Raw genomic sequence first — 21,765 nt, forward strand, 5'->3', positions numbered from 1 at the left:
CGCCTAAAGGCGCAAGGCCACGCATGGCATCACCAACAGAATATGCCTATAATCCGGCCCACTTTTTGGCGTAATCAGCCAAAGCCGTCTGGTCAATCAAAGGGGGCACTGCCCAATGAGCTACAGCAAGATTCCGGCTGGTAAAGACCTGCCGAACGACATCTACGTCGCGATCGAAATTCCGGCCAACCACGCGCCGATCAAATACGAAATCGACAAAGAAACCGATTGCCTGTTCGTTGACCGCTTCATGGCCACGCCGATGTTCTACCCGGCCAACTACGGCTTCATTCCGAACACTCTGGCTGACGACGGCGATCCCCTCGACGTCCTGGTTGTGACGCCTTATCCGGTTTCCCCAGGCTCGGTAATCCGCGCACGCCCAGTGGGTATCCTGCACATGACCGATGACGGCGGCGGCGATGCCAAAGTTATCGCAGTGCCACACGACAAACTGTCTCAGCTGTATGTCGACGTGAAGGAATACACCGATCTGCCAGCATTGCTGCTTGAGCAAATCAAACACTTCTTCGAGAACTACAAAGACCTCGAAAAAGGCAAGTGGGTCAAAATCGAAGGTTGGGGTGACGCAGAAGCCGCCCGTACCGAGATCATGAAATCGGTAGCCGCCTACAAAGGCTGATAACCCGTTTCAGCGTTTGCGGGGTGTCTGGCGACAGACATCCCGCGAGCAACGTTTAAAACCTCGCAATGCCCTCCTCTCCTGGCACCAAACCGCCTTCCTTCACGGCAAAAGCCTACCTGTTCAATGATGCAGCAGACTTTCCGATGCCTGACATTGGACTCGCCGTGGAAACAATCAATTTTCAGATAAACATCCATCAGCGCCGCACGCTTTTCGATTAAACAATAAACATCACGGCATATCCTTTAGCGCCGTGCTAAATATCCGGAACATTGTTTACCTGCAACATGGTAATTACAGAATATGCCTACATTGCCCGGCCTGTTTTGTAGTCAGATCAATACAGTCCGTAATGGAAACACTGCACATTTGAACGCTTCGTTCATTTAAACAAGTTCACGAGATACGTAAAATCCATCGCCATGAATACATCAGGTGATCGACTACGCGCCCTCTTGCGGGAGTGCCATCTCTCTGCCACGGACTTCGCCGCCAACCGGAAGGTCACGCCTCAACATGTGAACAACTGGTTCAAACGGGGCATCCCCATGGCGCGCCTGGAAGAGGTGGCTGAACTACTGACCGTCAGCGCTCGCTGGCTACGCACGGGCGAAGGCTCCAAACATCCGAGTGAGCCCGCCAATGAACACAACGGCGGCGATCCACCGCTGACGCTTCACCCAGGACGAAGCCTGTCGCGTGGGGACATAGAACTGCCGATATTGAAAGAACAGGAATCGGAAACGATCATTGTCCAGGCCCCGGGAAAGACAATTCGCCTGCCGCTGCACGTGCTGCAAAGCATGAACATCCACCCCGACAACGCCATCTGCATCGCCATGATCGGCAACAGCATGGCCGAGAAGATCCAGGACGGCTCCCTGATCGGCGTCGACCGCGCCCAGACCCGCGTCATCGACGGCGAAATGTACGCCCTCGAACACAGCGGCATGCTGCGCGTGAAATACCTCTACCGCCTACCCGGCGGCGGCCTGCGCCTGCGCAGCCACAACCACAGCGAATACCCGGACGAACTCTTCACGGCAGAACAAATCGGGCAACAACAGATACGCATCCTGGGCTGGATCTTCTGGTGGTCAACCCTGAACGTCCGCCGCCACGGTCCGCCCTTCCGCTGAACGGCGGGCTCGAAGTGGGTTACAGGACATTTCAATGCTGGGCAACCGGGATGAACATCAGTATCCTCTGCGCCCATCTTCAAGCCCAAAGGCACACCCCGCCTGAAGGCTTGGCAACGCGAAACCGCGAAGCCACTCCCTATTAGCGCCCACCCGCTGAGCGCAACTGTTAAAGGCGAGTGCGGTTTGCCAAAAACAAACCAAGCTCGTCCTTGAGAAGCCGGCCACAAGCCGGCTTTTTAATGCCTTTTTGAAAGCCACCCTCATCTATTGAAAATCGCGACAGCCTTGCTAGATCAAGGGTTTCAACCTATTTTTGTTCCTGTGACTTCCGTTTTGATCCGAGGCGTTCCACGCGTAAGTGGGGGAACAAGTGGGGGAACAGAGGGCGAAAAAATGGGCAAACTGACCGCCAATCAAATCAAAAATTTGGTTGAGGCTGGGACATACGAAGACGGTGAAGGGCTTCGACTTTTGGTGAAACCCTCAGGACGAAAAACCTGGGTACTCCGCTTTCAATTGAACGGCAAACGCAGGGAGATGGGTCTGGGGAGCTACCCTCAGCTCGACCTGAAAAAAGCCCGCGCAGCCGCCTATGAAAATAAAGTCCAGATTCTCAATGGCACTGACCCACTCGCGAAACGACAGGCTGAACAAGCCGCTCAGCGGGAGGCCGCACGCCGGGAGCTGGCGCAGCTGATTACCTTCGAGAAGCTCGCCGCTGACTACCGAGACGCCCATGGATCAAGCTGGTCGGAAAAATGGCGCAAGGGCTGGCTGAGGAAACTCGAGCTCTATGCTTTTCCTACTATAGGGAGGCTGTCAGCTGACCAGGTCGAGACCAAGCATCTGATCAAGGTACTTCAGCCACTATGGTCAAGCAAAACGCGGACGGCTGACGAAGTACGTGGGCAAATCGAACAGATCCTCGATGCTGCTAAAGCCCGAGGCCTTCGGACAGGCGAGAATCCGGCTCGCTGGCGCGGTCATCTGGAAAATCTGCTCAGTCGCCACGAGAAGAAAAAAGCTCGCAAACGCCAGCACCATCCTGCATTGAAATGGCAGGACCTACCGAAGCTTATGGATATATTGCACAAGGATCCCAGCCACGTTTCAGTCGCGGCTCAATTGTTGATCCTAACTGGCGCCCGTTCGCATATGGTCCGATTCGCACGCTGGGACGAATTCGACCTTGAGACTGGTCGCTGGTCTTTACCCGACGAACGAATGAAAACGCGCCAGGCTTTCGCGATCCCGCTCGCACCCGAGGTCATCTCAATGTTGAAGGGTCTTCCCAAGTTCGCCCGCGAGAGCCCTTACGTGTTTCCGGGGCGCGGCCGCAGCGGCGTGATGCATGCCAACGGGATTCGTAACCTCCTGCATGGGCTCGGCTATGAAAGCATCACTCGCCACGGGTTTCGTTCAACCTTCCGCGACTGGGCAGGCGAGCAGACCAGCATTCCCAGAGAAATTTGTGAACTAGCGCTGGCTCATGATGAGCGCGGGGAGACCGAAAGCGCGTATTCCCGTTCTGACTTTTTCGATAAGCGTCGTGAGCTGATGGAGCTGTGGGCGCGGTACGCCACCTCCGAGAAGACTTAATGCAGGCCAGAAGGCTCAGAGTGAGCAGGATTGTGGACTGCTGCATAACGTAGATTGGATGAGGGTAGACAGTGCGTGACGGCAATCGTAAATGCACGCTGCGCGCGATAAACAATGCAGTCACCGAAGCATTTTGTAACAAGCCCAAGCGTCAGCCCACTTGAAAATTGGATCCAGTGCCATCAGTTCAATACTACCCCAATTCGCGGGCATACCTCGGCGCATTGCAAATGACCACCTCAAACACGCTAATCAAGATCAAACCCAGCAATCTCTACTACACCGACTATAGCGAAACGGCTGTGAAAGGGGACGATCCAAAAAAGACTGTCGAAGATGCTGACCGTTTCAGCAGAAAAGAAAAATATGAGGTGGTCGACATGATCAACTCAATTGGCTGGAAAGATAACAACAACACGCTCAAAAGCCTCCTGATCGTGGAATGGATGATTCATGAAAAGCTTCCGGGTACAACGCAGGGACGCGCTAAAGTTCAAGCTTGGATTCATGCTAATTACGCAGCCTTGTCGAAGGACTATCCCCGTTAATACCAATATGCTGAATTCCCTCAGTTCATTTTTTGATCTGGGGGATTTAGATGGTATGGACCAACGCTTCAGCGTGACTCCGAAAAACAGCGTAAGCCGCAGAGCACCTCGACGATCCGCTTAACCTGTTCACGATCCTGGCCTTGCGGGGATGCTGTGCGGACGATTGTGCGCTGCAGTCCTAAAGCCTTGCTCAGACTCGACACCTTCACAGACTGATCACCGCGAAGCGCGGCGAGGGTTCGGTTTACGCTGGATAGCCGGTTTTGTGCGGTCGCGATGGCCAAGGAACCTTGTTCAACTTGGTTTCGGAGATGGCCGGCGTAATCCAGTAACGCCTGCCGATCAATTAACCGAGCATCGTTAAACCCCGGCCCTTCCTCCGACCGACACCAGCGTACAAACGCCTGCCAGCAATCACTGTGTGCTTTGACCGTGCCGTAATGCCCGCCGCCAAATAGATCGCGCAATGCCTGCGGCCCGGCATAGCTCAGTTGCCGACCATAGCCAAAATTGCGCCCATCCCGCCTACCTACCAATGCCATGATCAAACTCCTCTCGAAGCCACAACTTTTAAAACTTTCCCCACGTCATCCCGCCAAAAATGTTGAGTGTTATCAGGGATCAAGGCCCCTGCGACCTGTGAGGGTTGTCCACTAACGCGGGACTGACGGCTCTTTACGACCGGGAGCATGGGCATCTCATGATCTGGCCTCCTGAACACCGATACCGGTGGGCGGGTAGAGGCTGCGCTGGCTGACGAAACCGGCGCCGCGAGATCCTGAGTCGGGTGAAGGCAGTGATGCGATGACCGGGGCATGCCTGACTGTCAGTCAGGTGCAGTCCATTCCCTGGGCTGGGGCACCATCATCTGCATCGCTGTTGCTGGTGACTTCGGTGTTTGTCACGCCGATTGTCACGAGGAGGAATGCCGCAACGCCTTGTACGAGTTGGGCTGCAGCAGCGGTAGGAGCGCCCGTCTCTTTCCGGAAGAAAGAGACGGGCGCAGGTTGGCACAGTGAAATGGACAAGCGGATAGGTTGCTGCAGGGCAGCTGGGGGATGTATTTGCCGCAATGGCAATGATCTGAAGTAGGCATCCATCACTCGGTGAGTGACCGTGCGAGCCGCCGGACGCTAATCGCACTTTGGGAGAACCACCACGGTGTGGCGTAGCCTTAAAGGTTCTGGCTACCTGGGTTGCTGTCAACGACAGCACGTGCCTGATCTTTTCTACGCCTATGGATAATTCGGGTCAAGGCTCGAATTTTCGGGGATTCTGCGGCTGTGGATGAAATTATCCACCAGTGGAAATCAGTGGTTTTCCACAGACCGTTGCGCGTGCTTTAGATTCTTTAATTGAGGTCCATCCAAGCTGGGCGGCTTTGCAGCCCCGCTTGGGTGGACCCGCGTGGAAGAGCGGACAACGGTGATCTCACAGGCTTTCCCACGTTTGGATGCGCCACGGCTATTTTTTGGGCGGTGATCGTCACCTCCCCGCCCCCATGACCTAATGAGAGGAAATATCCAACGCAGGCCATCACCGCTCGCTGTCGTTGCAGCATAATGCGCCCCAGTTATATTCATCACCGAGCTGCGAAGTGGTTCAGCAGCTTCCGAGCAATACAAGGACTTCAGAAAATGTCGCAAGCCTCCAACAATCTGGCCGCTTTCATCTGGTCATTGGCCGATTTACTCCGTGGGGATTTCAAGCAAAGCCAGTACGGTCGGATCATTCTGCCATTTACCTTGCTGCGTCGCCTGGAGTGTGTGTTGGAGCCGACCAAGGCAGCGGTGCTGATTCAGCATGAAAAACTCCTGCTACTCAATCACTCCGAAGAAGCCCAAGAAAAACTGCTGCTAAGAGCTAGCGGTGGGCTTTCGTTTTTCAACACCTCAAAAATGGATCTCTCCAAACTCGGTGAAGCGGGCATCAAAGCCAACCTCGAATCCTATCTGCTGGGCTTCTCCAAGGACGCCCGCGAAATTTTCGAACACTTCAAATTTAGCGAATTCATCGGTCAGCTTAACGATGCCAATCTGCTCTACAAGATCGTGCTACGGATTCGTAAGACTGACCTAAGCCCCGCTGCGGTCTCCAACCACGACATGGGGCTCGTGTTTGAAGAACTGATCCGTCGTTTTGCGGAAAGCTCGAATGAAACCGCCGGGGAGCACTTTACTCCACGCGATATCGTGCGCCTCACCACCTCCCTTGTGTTTATGGAGGACGATGATGCGTTGACTAAGCCCGGTATCATTCGCACCATTTACGACCCAACGGCGGGCACCGGCGGCTTTCTCTCATCGGGCATGGAATACGTGCATGAACTCAACCCACACGCGGTGATGCGTGCCTATGGTCAAGAGCTCAACCCCGAGAGTTATGCCATCTGCAAAGCTGACATGCTGATCAAAGGGCAGGACATCAGTAACATCAAGCTCGGCAACACGTTGTCGAACGACCAGCTATACGCCACTGAATTTGACTACATGCTCTCCAACCCGCCCTTTGGCGTGGATTGGAAAAAAATTGAGCAAGAGATCAGTGACGAGCACATGCAAAAAGGTTTCAGTGGCCGTTTTGGCGCAGGTTTGCCACGGGTCAGCGATGGCTCCTTGTTGTTCCTAATGCACCTGCTCAGCAAGCTACGCGACGGTTCTCAAGGTGGCGGGCGGATTGGCATCATCCTCAATGGCTCGCCGTTGTTTACCGGTGGCGCCGGCTCTGGCGAATCGGAAATCCGCCGCTACATTCTCGAAGCCGATTTGCTCGAAGCCATCGTCGCGCTGCCCACCGACATGTTCTACAACACAGGCATTTCGACCTATGTCTGGGTTCTGTCGAACAAGAAAGCCCAGGAGCGTAAGGGCAAGGTACAGCTGATCAATGGCGTGAACCTTTACGGAAAAATGCGCAAATCCCTCGGTTCCAAGCGCAATGAAATGGACGAAAGCGATATCGCCACGGTGATCCGTACCTTCGGCAGCTTTGCCGCCGTCGATGCCTACGAGCTGGATAAACAAGCCGCACAAAAAAGCAATCGCGGCCGCCTAGCTGCGAACCCGAAAGCCGGGACTGCCAAGACCTTCGCCAGCAAGATCTTCAACAGCTATGAGTTCGGCTATCGCCGCATCAGCATTGAGCGTCCGTTGCGCCTGTCTTACCAGTTCAATGACGAGCGAGTGGCTACCTGTCGCTTCGCCCCCGGCGCCCTAAACAGCGCTATGCGTTGGGTCTACCAAGAATTCAGCGCAGTAGAAGACGAAACCTGGAGCGACGGCGACAATTGCAAGCGTTACGGGGACCTAAGCGCCCATGAAGACGCCATTCGCCGCTACTGCAAGCTGCACTACGCCGATTTGAAAGAGAAGCACATCAAAGACCTGCTAAGCAGAACAACCTGGATGGATCAAAAGCGGCTGCTGCTCAAGGCGCAACAACTGCAGGCCAGCATTGGCACCGCCCAGCATGACGACTTCAACATCTTTGACGACGCCCTCAAAATTGCCAGCAAGCAACAAGGCATTACCCTGGACGCCAAAGACAAAAAACAGATTGCTGATGCCATGAGTTGGAAGAACCCCGGCGCCGCCAAGGTCATCAGGAAACTTCATAACACCAAAGCTAATCCACTGTACGGCTTGTTTGCAGTCGACGGCAAGGTGGTGGAATACCAAGCCGACAGTGAACTGCGCGACAACGAGAACGTCGCGCTCGATCCGAGCCAGAGCGTTAACGCCGTTAATGAAGCCTACTTCCTGAAAGAAGTACAGCCGCACGTATCGGATGCCTGGATAGATGCCGGCAAGAAAGACGCGAAGGATCAGCAAGTCGGCATAGTCGGTTATGAAATTCCCTTTAGCCGGCATTTCTATCAGTATCAACCTCCGCGAGGTTTGCTCGAAATTGATGCCGATCTGGATTCTGTATCCGCCGAAATTATGGAGTTGCTGCAAGAGGTGCACTCATAATGGTATTGCAATATAAGCCGTATACTGAATATATAGATTCAGGGATTGATTGGTTTGGAAGTGTACCGAAGAGTTGGACTCTGACGCGTCTTAAATTCGAAGCAACAGTAAACATGGGGCAATCGCCAAGTTCTGAAGACTGTAATCAGGATGGCATCGGCTTACCTTTCCTTCAAGGCAATGCTGAGTTTGGGCTTATAAATCCCTCTCCTAAGCAATACTGTGAAACCCCAAGAAAAATTGCCCATACAGGACAGTTGTTGTTTTCTGTTCGTGCTCCTGTGGGGGCGTTGAATGTCGCTGACCAAATATATGGGATTGGTCGTGGCTTGTGCGCTATTGAGGGCGCGAGGAATCTTCTTAATAGTTTTTTGTGGTGGCTTATTCCCATTATCAGATCTGAACTGGATGCTGTTTCAACAGGCAGTACATTCGAGGCTGTTAGCGCAGAGCAAGTAGAAAACGTTTCCTTTTACAATCCTTCACTTTCTGAACAATTTAACATCTCCAGATTTCTTGATCACGAAATCGCTAAAATCGATACCCTGATTGTAAAACAACAACAGCTCATCCTACTGCTGAAAGAAAAACGTCAGGCTGTGATTAACCATGCCGTCACCAAAGGCTCGAACCCCAATGCCGAGATGCGCGATTCGGGAGTTGATTGGTTGGGAAAAATACCGGTGGATTGGGATGTTGTTTCTTTGAAACACTTAGTATCAGCCCCTATAATTGATGGCCCCCATACATCTCCAACCCGTCAAGAAGATGGAATACCATTTATTTCTGCCGAGGCAATATCAGCTGGATTTATAAATTTCGAAAAAAAATGGGGATACATATCAAAAGAAGACCATCAGTTGTACTCCAAGCGATACGCCCCCCAAAGGGGCGATATTTTAATGGTAAAGCTAGGAGCAACTACAGGCACAGTGGCAATGGTAGAGACAGATGAGGCGTTTAACATCTGGGTTCCTTTGGCCACAATTAGAACCAGAGCGGACATACCATCAAAGTTTATTTTCTATTTACTTCAGTCATCTAGCGTTCGCGATGCAATACAACTCTCTTGGACATTTGGAACTCAGCAAACGTTAGGCTTGGGAACCATTGCCAATCTACGCACTCCATTACCTCCTCGTGAAGAATGCGAAAAAATAATTAAATTAATTGAGAAAAAAAACCCTATATTTGATCAGCTAATAAATAAAAGCGAGCACTCTCTTTTACTTCTGAAAGAACGTCGTGCAGCCCTGATCTCCGCCGCCGTCACCGGCAAAATTGATGTTAGAAACTGGGTTGCACCAGAGGAAACACAATCCAACAAGGAAGTAGCTGCATGAGTACACTGGTTGGGAAGGCCAACGAATTGACGTTTCAGAACGACATGCTCAAGCACCTAGTCGCCAGTGGCTGGCTGTTAGGACAGGCTGAACACTACAACCGAGAGTTGGCCTTGTACCCTGAAGATTTGCTGGCGTTCGTGCAAGACACCCAGCCTGAGCAATGGCAGAAGTTCTGCGCGCTGTACCCAAGCCACCCCGAGAAGCACTTTCTCGAGCGGGTCGCCAGCCAATTGAATAAAACCGACGTCAACGCCGCCAGCAAAGACATGCGCACGTTCGGCACGCTGGGCGTGTTGCGCCATGAACTGCGTCACCGCGGCACCCGCTTCAGCCTGTGCCAGTTCAAACCAGAACACGGGCTAAACCCCGATACATTGGCACGTTATGCCAAGAACCGCTGCCGCGTCGTGCCTGAGCTTGTGTATTCACCCTGGGCCACTCAGGAGCACTTTCAACAAACGGGCAGCAAATCCCAAGCCTGGCGTATTGATCTGGTGTTGTTCGTCAATGGCTTACCGGTGGCCACGCTGGAGCTGAAATCAGAATTCAAGCAGGCTGTGCAAAAAGCAATTAAGCAGTATAAAACCACGCGTTTTGCCACCGACCCGGTGACCAAGAAGCCCGAGCCACTGCTGACCTTCAAGCGTGGTGCACTGGTGCATTTTGCCGTGAGCCAGTACGAGGTCTATATGGCCACGCGGCTGGAAGGCGCGGAGACCTTCTTCCTGCCATTCAACAAGGGCACCTCGGTCGGCGGGGCCGGTAACGATGTGCCAGCAGACATCAACCAGTACGCCACCGATTATCTTTGGAACGAGGTGCTGCTGCCCGGCAATCTGCTGTCGATTCTCGGGCACTTTGTGCATCTGCAAATTGAAGAGAAAGAAGATTGGGAAGGTCGTAAATACAAAAAAGAAAGCCTGATTTTTCCGCGTTACCATCAGTGGGATGTGGTGAATAAACTGGTCACGGCGGCCCGCACCGAAGGCCCCGGCCATAAATACCTAATCCAGCACAGCGCCGGTTCCGGCAAGTCCAACTCGATTGCCTGGATCGCGCATCAGCTGTCGGCACTTTACGACGCGCAGGGCTACAAGCAATTCAACTCAGTGATTGTGGTGACGGATCGCACCGTGCTGGATGATCAGCTGCAAGACACCATCAACCAGTTTGAACACGTCGACGGCGCGGTTGGCCGCATCAATAATCAGGAAGGCGACGGCTCGAAATCAGAGAAGCTGGCGGCGGCGCTGGAGAACTCTCAGCCAATTATTATTGTCACTATTCAGACCTTCCCTTACGTGCTGCGTGCCATCGAGAATAGCGTGAGCCTAAAAGAACGCAGCTACGCGATCATTGCCGACGAAGCCCACTCCTCGCAAACCGGCTCTACAGCGCGGCAGCTGAAAGAAGTGCTGATGATTGAGGCGAAGGCTGATGGTGAGGACGAACTTAGCACCGAGGACATTCTCGATGCCGCCGTGGCTTCACGCCGCGTGTCGAAAAACCTCAGTTACTTTGCCTTCACCGCTACGCCGAAAACCAAGACGCTGGAGCTGTTTGGCCGTTTGCCTAAGCCCACGGAGCAGCCCTCTAAAACTAATAAGCCCGCGGCCTACCACGTATACAGCATGCGTCAGGCTATTGAAGAGGGCTTTATTCTCGATGTGCTGAAGAATTACACCAACTACAAAGTGGCTTACAACCTAGCGCAAAAAATCGACAAGGCTGATCAGGAAGTCGAAAGCAAGAAGGCCAAGGTCAAGCTCAACCAGTGGGTGCGCCTGCACGAATACAACATCGCGCAAAAGGTGCAGGTGATTCTTGAGCACTTTCGCAACAACGTGATGGGCCTGTTGGGCGGCCAAGCCAAAGCCATGGTGGTCACCAGCTCGCGCAAAGAGGCCGTGCGCTACAAGCTGTGTTTCGACAAATACATCGTCGATAAGGGCTACCAAAAAATCCATGCAATGGTGGCATTCTCTGGTGAGGTGGAATTCACCAACAAAGATCCAAACGCGGTCGCGCTACTCGGTAACAAATACACCGAGAGCAATATGAACCCCAACCTCAAAGGCCGCGACATGCGCAAAGCCTTTGATAGCGATGATTATCAGGTGATGATTGTTGCCAACAAATTTCAGACCGGCTTTGACCAACCCAAGCTCTGCGCCATGTACGTGGACAAAAAACTCGGCGGCGTCGAATGCGTGCAAACCCTGTCGCGCTTGAACCGTACGTATCCCGGCAAGGCAGACGTTGGCACGTTCATCCTGGACTTCTTCAACGAGCCGCAAGACATTCTCGACTCGTTCCAGCCGTACTTTCAGACGGCAGAGTTGGCAGATGTTTCCGATCCAGACCTGATCTTCGATTTGTTTGAGAAGCTCAACGCGGCGGGCATTTACAAGTCCAGCGAGGTTGACCAGTTCTCCGTGGCCTTTTTTATCAAAAACAAAAGCAATGCGGCGATTGCCAACATTTGCAAGCCTGCGGTCGAGCGCTGGACGAAACGCTACAAGTTGGCCGTTGACGCCTATGCACACTCGAAAGACATATTTGAGCGAATCAAAAAGACTCAGGATGCAGTGTTGATCGCCAATGCTGAAAATGACCTGAAGGAATGCAAGCAAGCCAAGGACGCTCTGGACGTCTTCAAAAAGGATTTGGGCACCTTTGTGCGCTTCTATGAGTTCATGTCGCAAATCGTCGATTACGATGATAAGCAGCTGGAAAAGCTCAGTCTGTACGCACGCAATTTAAGCCCAATGCTGCGTGAAGCCGCTGTGGATGAGGATGATATTGACCTCACTGGTGTCGTGCTCAGCCATTACCGCGTTTCGAAAATACGCCAGCAAGACCTGAAGCTGAAAGAAGACTCGCCCGACTATAAGCTCGTGCCAGGTGAGGGACTCGGATCAGCGGCAGCGAAAGACAAAAAAGAAGAACTGCTTTCGCAGATATTGGAACGACTCAACGAGCTGTTTGTGACGGACCAATTGACTGAAAAAGACATGGTCAATTACGCCTACACCATCCGTGACAAGGTCAGTGAAAACCAATTGGTTATGCAACAACTGGCAAACAATAGTCCCGAACAAGCATTGCTTGGCAACTTCGCCAATGCAGTTGATGACGCGATTATGGACAGTGGCGATGCCCACCAGAACCAGATGATGCAGCTGCTATCCGATCCCGCTAAGGCCAGTAAATTTGCCAGAGTGGTTTTCGATTTACTTAAGCTGGCAGATCAATGATCAAACGTCCCACTACTCCACCAAAGACTACAAAAAAGTGGCGCAACACTTTGACATGAAAACTTACTACATCGGCCGTAGAATTTATTGTCTATCCTACTTTTCTAGACGCAAATTGAGCAACCGACAAACTATAAGCACAGCAAAAATACTAATTTGAGCAAAGCCCGACAGGGCTGAACTCTAATATTTTATTAGGAATCAACCTATGCCAGACGAAGAGCATTTTTCTGAATTACTATCAAAGACCATAAAATCTTTACAGCGCGGGATAGACGTATTACGCGGAACCGTGTTTTCCGATAGATTTACAAGCATTCTACTTCCAATACTTTTATTCAAAAGGATTTCCGATGTATTTTCCGAGAAGTCCTCGCCCCACATTTTGGAAACAATCATAAGATCAAATTCTTTCCGCATTCCAAAAGGGTGTTCCTGGCACGATTTAATTAGTGAAAGCTTCGACCTAAATCGAACTTTAGAAAAAATCTTCGCCTCGATTGAAAGTGAAAATCCTGAACTACAGGGTATATTAATCAACGAATACAGCCACCATTCAATCGATGACAGAAATTTTCGGGAGGTACTTAATGCTTTCGACTGCATTCCACTTGGAATGACTCAAGCATCCAACGAGCAGATGGGGGAAATATTTACAAGAGCACTAGAATTTCTTGCACGAAGTAACGGCAAGAGAGGCGGTGAATATGTAACCCCTACATCAGTCGCAACACTGATAGCAAAGCTAGCGACACAAGATAAAAATGAAGTCATTAATGTTTACGACCCTGCATGCGGTTCGGCAGGTTTGCTTTTAGCAGTCGCAAATCAAAAGCTTGTTCTCCACGAATTGGCCGGACAAGACATAAATACAACCACTCTTATCCTAGCGCGCATGAACATGATAATGCACGGCAAGGACCTTAGCCGCGTTAATCTTCAGCTCGGCAACACACTGGAAGATCCTAAGCATATAAACAAACGCTTTGACGTAGTAGTTTCCGTCCCTCCATTTGGTGCAAGCTGGAATCCAGACCACTCATACAGCAGCAGAAATCTAATTAGCACTTATGGTCCCGAGCCAACTCGCTCGAAGGCTGACCTTGGGTTTGTTCAGCATATGCTGCACCAGCTGGACAACGAAGGCGTAATGGTCGTCGCTCTGCCTCATGGTGTGCTATTCCGCGGAAACATTGAACAACGCATCCGAAAACATCTAATCCAAGAACTGAATTGCCTTGATGCGATCATAGGCATTCCACCAAACCTATTCTATGGCACTGCCATTCCCGCTTGCATTCTAGTCTTCAAGAAGCAACGCAAGCACCTCGACAACATATTATTTATCGATGCTAGCGATGAGTACGGAAAAGAGCGCTGGCATAACTATCTTCGCGAACAAGACCTAGACAAAATCTTAGCCGCCGTTTCTGAGCGCAAGAGCGTCGAACTGTATTCTGAAGTAGTTTCAATTGAAAAAATTCGCAAAAATAACTTCAATCTTAATTTACAACTATATATTGACGAATATCGAAAAGAAACCATTCACAGCTTTGTTGAATTCCACAATTTAATTGAGAAACACCAAGGCAAAAATATAGTATTCCGTGGCGTAAAAGACTCTAGATTTGAAATAACCCCTTCCATAGGCCGCTTACCAATAGACAGTACAAAAATCGAAGAGTCCGAGGAAGCCATATTCAAACAATTCAAGGAGCAGGCCCTACCTCATTTAAATTTTACACCGCGAAATGACTGGGAATGGTTAGCACTAGCCCAACATCATGGTTTGCCAACGCGACTCCTAGACTGGACAACCAACCCACTAATTGCCCTATACTTTTCAGTTGAAGAAGACTGCAAGTCTGACTCAGCGGTATACATTTATGTAGATAATCAGCCACCAGTTGATTTAGCGCTGAGCGAGTATCAGAACCCGTTGCTTTTTCCGAGCGACCAACCGGTCCTTCGCTATACACCTGCCCACTTGACACCTAGAATAATTGCACAAAGCGGACTATTTACTGTCCATCAAAACGTCACACAAGGCTTTACATCCGAACAAATTCATAAAATCGTTATTCCGAATGCAATAAGAAAAAAGCTAAAACAACAACTCTATCGTTACGGGATTCATCGGGCGACCATTTACCCAGGGCTGGATGGAACTAGTGCTCACATAAAGTGGCTCAACTGTCAGAACGATGAACAGTAGGAAGTTTAGTGAAGTTTGCTGATGGAGCATGAGGTTACAGCTATTACGACTGCTGACAATTCCGCCATTAGACCGTGTTTCAACAGCGAGTGAGGGTCGAAGCTGAGGGTAACCTGGCCTGCAGGCTACTGACCAAATTGGCCGCGACCCCGTCGTTGAACCAGCTAAGCTGACCTTGGATTCGGGTCATGAGAAATCAACTACAAAATGCCTATCTAGCATCTGACCTCCCTACTGTAATAGAGAACTTGCGAAATAAATTCAAGGGAAAAGTTTTTCCGCCGGCCAATCAGTGCAAACTGAGGGAAACCAACGAGCAAAAAGCTCCAAAAAAGCCAGTTTTTGCTGGAAAAAATTGCAAAAAGTGGGGGAACAAGTGGGGGAACCGAGAACTTATTAAAAATACTAACTTGTTTATTTTCATATACCTACGTAGATAAAAAGCCAACCACAAGCCGGCTTTTTAATGCCTGGAGGAAAGTGGGGATATAACCTGCCCATCACAAACTTGACACAGATAGCCGACCGGTTATTTGCGGTGAGAGCTCAAGAGGGGCATGTATCCAATACCGATGCCTGACTTCACGTCAGAGCCAAGCTGGGGTGCGCCTGAGTATTGCCTGGCTTGCTTGATCAGTTCAGGCGCGATCCCGCATGGACGGCGATGACAGCAATTACTGCGACATTTCACCTTTTTTCATTGCATCTTTAGACGTCGCATCTTTCTTCATCGCATCTTTGGACATGTTGTCTTTAGACATACTGTCTTTGGACATCGAATCGTTCTTCTTCATCGAGTCTTTCTTCATCGCGTCCTTGGACATGCCGTCTTTGGACATCGAGTCTTTGCTCATGCTGTCGTTGCTCATAGTGTCAGCAGCAAAAACGCTGGCGGCACCAACGGCCAGGCACAGGGACAGAACAACGGTGGTCAACTTTTTCATGGTGATACTCCTTGGAGCGTGGGTGGGTGATGGACGTGTGAAATGACCCGGCGCTCGTCAGCTGCCACCGAACCAGTTGTAGCCCTGGTCTTCCCAGTAGCCGCCGCTGTAGGTGTTGCTGACGAAAATCGCCTGGATGTGTTTCGGATTTTTGTAGCCGAGTTTGGTGGGCATGCGCAGCTTCATCGGGAAACCGTATTCGCGCGGCAGCACCGCGCCGTCATAGGTCAGCGCCAGCAGAGTCTGCGAGTGCAATGCGGTGGCCATGTCGATGCTGGTGTAGTAATCGTCGGCGCATTTAAAACCGACATATTTGGCATCGGTGTCGGCTCCGATTCGCCTCAGAAAGTCGCTGAAGCGCACGCCACCCCAACGCCCGATCGCACTCCAGCCTTCGACGCAAATGTGACGGGTGATCTGTTCGGTCTGGGCCATGGCTCGCAGTTCTTCGAGGCGCCAGGTGCGCTTGTCGGCGACCAGCCCGGTGACTTCCAGGCGAAAGCTTTCCTCTTCAACCGTCGGCGCGTCGTCGATGCCGTAAAAAGCATTGAACGGAAATGGCCGGGTAATCATCGATTCGGGATAAGTCGGTGCCATCGCGCCGGGATTGAACAACCAGCCTTGCACCCGGTCATTCAAACGCGACATGGACGACAACGCGGCGTCGACACTTTGGTTGTCGGTGATATCACAACCGGACAACATCGCCACACTGCCAAGGGTCAGACCACGCAGCAAAAACGAGCGGCGCGAGCGGTCTTCGATCTGCGGGGCAAGGATCTTGCGAGCGTCGATCAGGATCGACGTCTCGTCCAGCCCAGGTATCTGGCTACGCTTTTTCATACGCGCTCCTTGCGAATGCCGATCATGGCCAGCAGCGTTTTCGGAACCAGCGCGACCATCACCAGATGCATCATCACGAAGGCCACCAACAGCGCCATGGCGAAGAAGTGCACACGGCGCGCCCCTTCGTATCCCCACAGCAATTCACGCAACAATGGAAACTGCACCGACTTCCACAACACCAGCCCGGACAGTACCAATAGCGTGATGTCGAGCATCACGAACAGGTATGCCGCCCGTTGCACCTGGTTGTAATGACCAAGGTCGGCGTGCCCAAGCTTTCCTCTCAGGGCTGCCCATAAATCATGCAGCACACCTTTGGGCGACACCGGGAAGAAACGCCGCTTCAGGCGTCCACTGAACAGATTGAAGGCCAGGTAGATAAGGCCGTTGATCGCCAGAAACCACATTGCCGCGAAATGCCATTGCAACGCGCCGCCAAGCCAGCCGCCGAGGGTGATCGACTTGGGAAAACTGAATGCGTAGATCGGCGCGGCGTTGTAAATACGCCAGCCACTGGTGACCATCAACAACACCGCCAAGGCGTTGAGCCAATGGGTAAACCTTAACCAACGTGGATGGCTGGCCCTGGGTGAAGCAGATGGCTGCGACATGTTCGGCTTCCCGCTCGTGACTCATTGGTTGCGAGTATGGGCGGCGGAATATCTCCAAATCCTCACGCAAAGTTAAATTAATCGTGATAACTCGCGCCTGGCTGCGTTCACAAAAGTCGAATTTCATGTGGTGCGAACGGGGTGGATTAAAGGCCGCAAAGCCCGCCAATTTCCCGGATTTACAGCGCCGTTTGCCCGCCGCGACCCCATCCCATTTGCCCCAAAGCCCTCGCTCTGCTAGTGTCGCGGCGGTTTAACCTCTACCGGAATAGCGCTCATGGCCCGCAAGAAAGCTGCACTGGATTTCGAACAATCCCTCGCTGATCTGCAAACGCTGGTAGAGCGTCTGGAGAATGGCGAGCTGTCGCTGGAAGATTCGTTGACCGCGTTCGAACAGGGGATTCGCCTGACTCGCGACTGCCAGGGCGCTTTGGCGCAGGCGGAGCAGAAAGTTCAGGTGTTGCTGGAGCGTGACGGTGAGTTGGCCGAAGAGCCTTTCGATGCGGAACAGCCCGAATGATTGCGAGCTATCAGGCCCAGTGCCAGCTGCGCGTCAACGCGGCGCTCGACAGTCTGTTTGTTGCACCTGGCCCCGAGCTGGCGCGGCTTTACGACGCCATGCGCTACAGCGTGATGAACGGCGGCAAGCGCGTGCGGCCGTTGCTGGCCTATGCCGCTTGCGAAGCCCTCGGTGGCAAGGCTGAAGACGCCAACGGCGCGGCCTGTGCGGTGGAGTTGATCCACGCGTATTCGCTGGTGCATGACGATTTGCCGGCCATGGACGATGACGATCTTCGTCGCGGTCAGCCAACCACCCATAAAGCATTTGATGAAGCCTGTGCGATTCTGGCCGGCGATGGTTTGCAGAGCCTGGCCTTTACCGCGCTGTTCGATCAGCGCCTGACACCGCAAAGCGCAGAAACCCGCATGCAAATGGTCGGTGCCTTGGCACTCGCAGCAGGCCCGGCGGGCATGGTCGGTGGTCAGGCCATTGATCTGGGTTCGGTGGGCATCAAGCTTGATCAGACCGCGCTGGCGTTCATGCACCGGCACAAGACCGGCGCGCTGATTGAAGCCAGCGTCAGGTTGGGCGCATTGGCCAGCGGCCATGCGGATCAGCCCCGCCTTGACGCGTTGCAGACCTACGCTCGCGCCATCGGCCTGGCTTTTCAGGTGCAGGACGACATCCTCGATGTCGAAAGCGATACCGCAACCCTCGGCAAGCGCCAGGGTGCGGATATTGCCCGGGATAAACCGACCTATCCCGCCTTGCTGGGCCTCGATGCCGCCAAGGCTTACGCCCTGGAATTGCGCGATCAGGCACTGGATGCCCTGCGACCTTTCGACGCGGCCGCGCAACCGCTGCGCGATCTGGCCCGTTACATCGTCGAGCGGCGTAACTAAACGACTATCAGCCCTCATAACGTGACGAACTGGCGCGCATTAGTCAGGTCACAGTCTTGTGTTTGATCTTTGTGTCTGTGCATCCGCTGCCGCACTTCATGGGCAGCATGCGATGCATCAGGTAAACTGCCGCCTCTTTTACTAATAACGATTCGCCTGATGCCCACGACGTTCAAAGAGATTCCCCGCGAGCGCCCTGCCACACCGCTGCTCGACCGTGCTGAAACGCCGGACGGCTTGCGTCGGCTGGGTGAAGCCGAGCTGGAAGCCCTGGCCGATGAACTGCGCCTGGAGCTTCTTTATTCCGTTGGCCAGACCGGCGGGCATTTCGGTGCCGGTCTCGGTGTCATCGAACTGACCATCGCCTTGCATTACGTGTTCGATACGCCCGATGACCGTCTGGTCTGGGATGTCGGCCATCAGGCGTATCCGCACAAGATCCTCACCGGTCGCCGCCAGCGCATGGCCACCCTGCGCCAGAAGGACGGCGTTGCCGCCTTTCCGCGTCGCAGCGAGAGCGAGTACGACACATTTGGCGTCGGCCACTCCAGCACCTCCATCAGCGCCGCGCTGGGCATGGCGATTGCCGCCCGCTTGCAGGGCCGCTCGCCCAAGGCCATCGCCGTTATCGGTGATGGCGCGCTGACCGCCGGCATGGCGTTCGAGGCGTTGAATCACGCGCCTGAAGTCGCCGCTGACATGCTGGTGATCCTCAACGACAACGACATGTCGATCTCGCGCAACGTCGGCGGGCTGTCGAATTATCTGGCGAAAATCCTTTCCAGCCGCACTTACGCCAGCATGCGCGAAGGCAGCAAAAAGGTGCTGTCGCGCCTGCCCGGCGCCTGGGAAATTGCCCGGCGCACGGAAGAATACGCCAAAGGCATGCTGGTCCCCGGCACGCTGTTCGAAGAGCTGGGCTGGAACTACATCGGCCCTATCGACGGCCATGACCTGCCAACCCTGATCGCCACACTGCGCAACATGCGTGACCTCAAAGGTCCGCAGTTCCTGCACGTGGTGACCAAGAAAGGTAAAGGTTTCGCGCCTGCCGAAGCCGATCCGATTGGCTATCACGCGATTACCAAGCTCGAACCCCTGAATGCCCCGGTTGCCGCGCCAAAAAAGGTCAGCGGCCCGAAGTATTCGGGTGTATTCGGACAGTGGATCTGCGACATGGCGCAGGCCGATTCGCGCCTGGTCGGCATCACTCCGGCGATGAAAGAAGGCTCGGATCTGGTGGCGTTCAGCGAGCAATTCCCGGAGCGTTACTTCGACGTCGCGATTGCCGAGCAACACGCGGTAACGCTGGCAGCGGGCATGGCCTGCGAAGGCGCCAAACCGGTGGTGGCGATTTACTCGACCTTCTTGCAACGCGGCTACGATCAGCTGATCCATGACGTGGCGGTGCAAAACCTCGATGTGCTGTTCGCCATTGACCGCGCCGGCCTGGTGGGCGAAGACGGTCCGACTCACGCGGGCAGTTTCGATTTGTCCTACCTGCGTTGCATCCCCGGCATGCTGGTGATGACGCCGAGCGATGAGAACGAGTTGCGCCTGATGCTCAGCACCGGGTACCTGCACAACGGCCCGGCCGCCGTGCGCTACCCGCGCGGCTCAGGCCCGAACGCGGTGATCGACAGCAGCCTTGAGCCTGTCGAAATCGGCAAGGCCGTGGTGCGTCGCACCGGCCAGGGTGTGGCGATCCTGGTGTTCGGCGTGCAACTGGCCGATGCCTTGAAAGTTGCCGAGAAAATCGACGCCACCGTGATCGACATGCGTTTCGTCAAACCCATCGATGAAGCGCTGATCCGCGACGCCGCTGCCAATCACGAGTTGCTGGTGACCCTTGAGGAAAACGCCGTCATGGGTGGCGCGGGTGCAGCCGTCAGCGAGTTCCTGGCGCGGGAAAACATCCTCAAATCCGTGCTGCACCTGGGCTTGCCGGACGCTTACGTCGAACACGCCAAGCCTGCACAAATGCTGGCCGAGTGCGGGTTGGATGAAGCGGGGATTGAAGCGGCGATCAACGAGCGATTGGTGTTGATTGGTTGAGATCCGTCATGCGGCGCACGCCGCAGATGGATTCGGTAGGACCGGACTTGTCCGGGAAGACGTTGGGTCTGAGGAGCAATATCTTCAGCGCCTGCACCGGCCTCTTCGGGGACAAGTCCCCTCCTACCATTCAGCCCAGCTGCCGCGGTATCCGATACAGATACAGCAACACCACGCTGGATATCGCCAGCAATACCAATGGCACCGCTTCCAGCCCGACGAACACGGCTGCGGCGGCAATCCACGCGGGCAGTCCGGCAGCGAGAAAGGCTTTGCCCCGGACAGCGGCGAGCTGACGCCAGGCGGCGGCTTCTTCAGGGGTATCCAGTGCGGCCTCGGTAGCGATCAATGCGCGTTTGTAGGCACCGAACGGCTTGAGACTGACGAACATCGACAGCAGTCCGGCGATAAACAACGGCATCGCCAGCACCAACGACATGGTTTTACTGGAGCCGAACAGCGCACTGGCGATCAGCAAAGGCGCCAGCGTCAGAATCAATTGCCACCACCATGCCAGCGCCAGGCGGCGCCTCTGGTTGTTGCGAATCACGCGCGATCTGCCTCGCCTTGATGTTCATTGCCCATCATGTGGCCGAGTTTGCCGGCTTTGGTGGCCAGGTACAGTTTGTTGTGCGGGTTGTGGCCGGTATGCAGCGGCACGCGCTCGGCGACAGTGATGCCCATCTCGGTCAAGGCTTTGACCTTGCGCGGATTGTTGGTCATCAAGCGCAGGGACTCGACGCCCAGATGCTGCAGCATCGGCAGGCAAATCGCATAATCGCGCTGATCAGCCGCGAAGCCGAGACGTTCGTTGGCCTCCACGGTATCGGCACCGCCGTCCTGCAATTCGTAGGCGCGGATCTTGTTCAGCAGGCCAATGCCCCGGCCTTCCTGGCGCAGATACAGCAAAACGCCGCGACCTTCGGACGCGATGGCGCGCAAGGCGGCTTCGAGCTGGGAGCCGCAGTCGCAACGCTGACTGAACAAGGCATCGCCCGTCAGGCATTCGGAATGCACCCGACCGAGGACCGGAGCGCCATCGGACACGTCGCCGAGGCTCAAAACGAGATGTTCACGGCCCGTTGCAGACTCAAGAAAGCCGTGCATGGTGAATTGCGCAAACGGGGTTGGCAGCTTGGAAGCGGCGACAAATACGACGGGCACCGGGTGCTCCTGAT

The 21,765-nt window shown here is 53.7% G+C and carries 16 protein-coding genes and 1 pseudogene; 11 read left to right on the plus strand and 6 right to left on the minus strand.

Annotated elements, in window-relative coordinates; genetic code table 11:
- Positions 1-115: 115 nt before the first annotated feature.
- From ppa to CFII64_RS04735, 4 genes are all read left to right on the plus strand, one after another.
- The gene (gene ppa / locus CFII64_RS04720) at positions 116-643 is read left to right on the plus strand and encodes an inorganic diphosphatase (protein ID WP_020289622.1); all 528 of its coding nucleotides are present in this window, start codon (positions 116-118) and stop codon (positions 641-643) included.
- Positions 644-1,068: 425 nt separating this feature from the next.
- A complete protein-coding gene (locus CFII64_RS04725) occupies positions 1,069-1,785 on the plus strand; it encodes a helix-turn-helix transcriptional regulator (RefSeq protein ID WP_044901167.1) in 717 nt (238 codons plus the stop codon).
- 396 nt (positions 1,786-2,181) lie between these two features.
- Positions 2,182-3,387, plus strand: coding sequence for a site-specific integrase (locus tag CFII64_RS04730; protein WP_020289625.1), 1,206 nt, complete (start codon positions 2,182-2,184; stop codon positions 3,385-3,387).
- 230 nt (positions 3,388-3,617) lie between these two features.
- On the plus strand, positions 3,618-3,935 hold the full coding sequence (locus CFII64_RS04735) for a hypothetical protein (RefSeq protein ID WP_020289626.1): 318 nt from the start codon (positions 3,618-3,620) through the stop codon (positions 3,933-3,935).
- Between the two features lie 98 nt (positions 3,936-4,033).
- Here the strand turns inward: CFII64_RS04735 and CFII64_RS04740 are convergent.
- Positions 4,034-4,480, minus strand: a pseudogene (locus tag CFII64_RS04740) (integrase); the annotation flags it as partial.
- A 1,095-nt stretch (positions 4,481-5,575) separates the two neighbouring features.
- Here CFII64_RS04740 and CFII64_RS04745 point away from each other — a divergent pair.
- The 4 genes from CFII64_RS04745 to CFII64_RS29000 all read left to right on the plus strand — a co-directional run bounded on the left by CFII64_RS04745 (position 5,576) and on the right by CFII64_RS29000 (position 14,727).
- The gene (locus CFII64_RS04745; protein ID WP_020289628.1) at positions 5,576-7,909 is read left to right on the plus strand and encodes a class I SAM-dependent DNA methyltransferase; all 2,334 of its coding nucleotides are present in this window, start codon (positions 5,576-5,578) and stop codon (positions 7,907-7,909) included.
- Positions 7,909-9,252 carry a restriction endonuclease subunit S gene (locus tag CFII64_RS04750; protein ID WP_020289629.1) on the plus strand — a complete coding sequence of 448 codons (1,344 nt, stop codon included), beginning with the start codon at positions 7,909-7,911 and terminating at the stop codon, positions 9,250-9,252. The genes CFII64_RS04745 and CFII64_RS04750 overlap by 1 nt, the downstream gene beginning before the upstream one ends.
- Entirely contained in the window at positions 9,249-12,512 is a 3,264-nt protein-coding gene (locus CFII64_RS04755; protein WP_020289630.1) for a type I restriction endonuclease subunit R, read from the plus strand. The genes CFII64_RS04750 and CFII64_RS04755 overlap by 4 nt, the downstream gene beginning before the upstream one ends.
- Positions 12,513-12,720: 208 nt before the next feature.
- Positions 12,721-14,727: a type I restriction-modification system subunit M gene (locus tag CFII64_RS29000; RefSeq protein WP_020289631.1), complete on the plus strand. Its 2,007-nt coding sequence runs from the start codon at positions 12,721-12,723 to the stop codon at positions 14,725-14,727.
- 674 nt (positions 14,728-15,401) lie between these two features.
- Here CFII64_RS29000 and CFII64_RS04765 read toward each other — a convergent pair.
- From CFII64_RS04765 to CFII64_RS04775, 3 genes are read right to left on the minus strand one after another with little or no spacing between them, the layout of a single operon-like run.
- Positions 15,402-15,671 (minus strand): pentapeptide MXKDX repeat protein, encoded by a 270-nt coding sequence (locus CFII64_RS04765; RefSeq protein ID WP_020289632.1) that lies wholly within the window; start codon positions 15,669-15,671, stop codon positions 15,402-15,404.
- Positions 15,672-15,728: 57 nt separating this feature from the next.
- A complete protein-coding gene (locus CFII64_RS04770) occupies positions 15,729-16,514 on the minus strand; it encodes a molybdopterin-dependent oxidoreductase (RefSeq protein WP_020289633.1) in 786 nt (261 codons plus the stop codon).
- Positions 16,511-17,128, minus strand: coding sequence for a cytochrome b/b6 domain-containing protein (locus CFII64_RS04775; protein ID WP_044901168.1), 618 nt, complete (start codon positions 17,126-17,128; stop codon positions 16,511-16,513). Before CFII64_RS04775 ends, CFII64_RS04770 begins: the two co-directional genes overlap by 4 nt.
- Before the next feature lie 277 nt (positions 17,129-17,405).
- On the opposite strand from CFII64_RS04775, the gene CFII64_RS04780 reads away from it, so the two are divergent.
- From CFII64_RS04780 to dxs, 3 genes are all read left to right on the plus strand, one after another.
- Positions 17,406-17,648, plus strand: coding sequence for an exodeoxyribonuclease VII small subunit (locus CFII64_RS04780; protein ID WP_020289635.1), 243 nt, complete (start codon positions 17,406-17,408; stop codon positions 17,646-17,648).
- Positions 17,645-18,532 carry a polyprenyl synthetase family protein gene (locus CFII64_RS04785; RefSeq protein ID WP_020289636.1) on the plus strand — a complete coding sequence of 296 codons (888 nt, stop codon included), beginning with the start codon at positions 17,645-17,647 and terminating at the stop codon, positions 18,530-18,532. Before CFII64_RS04780 ends, CFII64_RS04785 begins: the two co-directional genes overlap by 4 nt.
- Positions 18,533-18,691: 159 nt before the next feature.
- Positions 18,692-20,587: a 1-deoxy-D-xylulose-5-phosphate synthase gene (dxs, locus tag CFII64_RS04790; protein WP_020289637.1), complete on the plus strand. Its 1,896-nt coding sequence runs from the start codon at positions 18,692-18,694 to the stop codon at positions 20,585-20,587.
- Positions 20,588-20,717: 130 nt separating this feature from the next.
- On the opposite strand, the gene CFII64_RS04795 is transcribed toward dxs, so the two are convergent.
- Positions 20,718-21,137 (minus strand): hypothetical protein, encoded by a 420-nt coding sequence (locus CFII64_RS04795; RefSeq protein ID WP_020289638.1) that lies wholly within the window; start codon positions 21,135-21,137, stop codon positions 20,718-20,720.
- Positions 21,134-21,751 (minus strand): GTP cyclohydrolase II, encoded by a 618-nt coding sequence (ribA, locus tag CFII64_RS04800; RefSeq protein ID WP_020289639.1) that lies wholly within the window; start codon positions 21,749-21,751, stop codon positions 21,134-21,136. The genes CFII64_RS04795 and ribA overlap by 4 nt, the downstream gene beginning before the upstream one ends.
- Between the last annotated feature and the right edge of the window lie 14 nt (positions 21,752-21,765).

Origin of the sequence: Pseudomonas sp. CFII64 (assembly GCF_000416235.1) — a bacterium.
Lineage (GTDB): Bacteria > Pseudomonadota > Gammaproteobacteria > Pseudomonadales > Pseudomonadaceae > Aquipseudomonas.

Excerpts from the sequence above, each read along its gene's own strand:
- ppa (WP_020289622.1), top strand. The coding sequence starts at position 116 with ATGAGCTACAGCAAGATTCCGGCTGGTAAAGACCTGCCGAACGACATC.
- CFII64_RS04725 (WP_044901167.1), top strand. The coding sequence starts at position 1,069 with ATGAATACATCAGGTGATCGACTACGCGCCCTCTTGCGGGAGTGCCAT.
- CFII64_RS04730 (WP_020289625.1), top strand. The coding sequence starts at position 2,182 with ATGGGCAAACTGACCGCCAATCAAATCAAAAATTTGGTTGAGGCTGGG.
- CFII64_RS04735 (WP_020289626.1), top strand. The coding sequence starts at position 3,618 with ATGACCACCTCAAACACGCTAATCAAGATCAAACCCAGCAATCTCTAC.
- CFII64_RS04745 (WP_020289628.1), top strand. The coding sequence starts at position 5,576 with ATGTCGCAAGCCTCCAACAATCTGGCCGCTTTCATCTGGTCATTGGCC.
- CFII64_RS04750 (WP_020289629.1), top strand. The coding sequence starts at position 7,909 with ATGGTATTGCAATATAAGCCGTATACTGAATATATAGATTCAGGGATT.
- CFII64_RS04755 (WP_020289630.1), top strand. The coding sequence starts at position 9,249 with ATGAGTACACTGGTTGGGAAGGCCAACGAATTGACGTTTCAGAACGAC.
- CFII64_RS29000 (WP_020289631.1), top strand. The coding sequence starts at position 12,721 with ATGCCAGACGAAGAGCATTTTTCTGAATTACTATCAAAGACCATAAAA.
- CFII64_RS04765 (WP_020289632.1), bottom strand. The coding sequence starts at position 15,671 with ATGAAAAAGTTGACCACCGTTGTTCTGTCCCTGTGCCTGGCCGTTGGT.
- CFII64_RS04770 (WP_020289633.1), bottom strand. The coding sequence starts at position 16,514 with ATGAAAAAGCGTAGCCAGATACCTGGGCTGGACGAGACGTCGATCCTG.
- CFII64_RS04775 (WP_044901168.1), bottom strand. The coding sequence starts at position 17,128 with ATGTCGCAGCCATCTGCTTCACCCAGGGCCAGCCATCCACGTTGGTTA.
- CFII64_RS04780 (WP_020289635.1), top strand. The coding sequence starts at position 17,406 with ATGGCCCGCAAGAAAGCTGCACTGGATTTCGAACAATCCCTCGCTGAT.
- CFII64_RS04785 (WP_020289636.1), top strand. The coding sequence starts at position 17,645 with ATGATTGCGAGCTATCAGGCCCAGTGCCAGCTGCGCGTCAACGCGGCG.
- dxs (WP_020289637.1), top strand. The coding sequence starts at position 18,692 with ATGCCCACGACGTTCAAAGAGATTCCCCGCGAGCGCCCTGCCACACCG.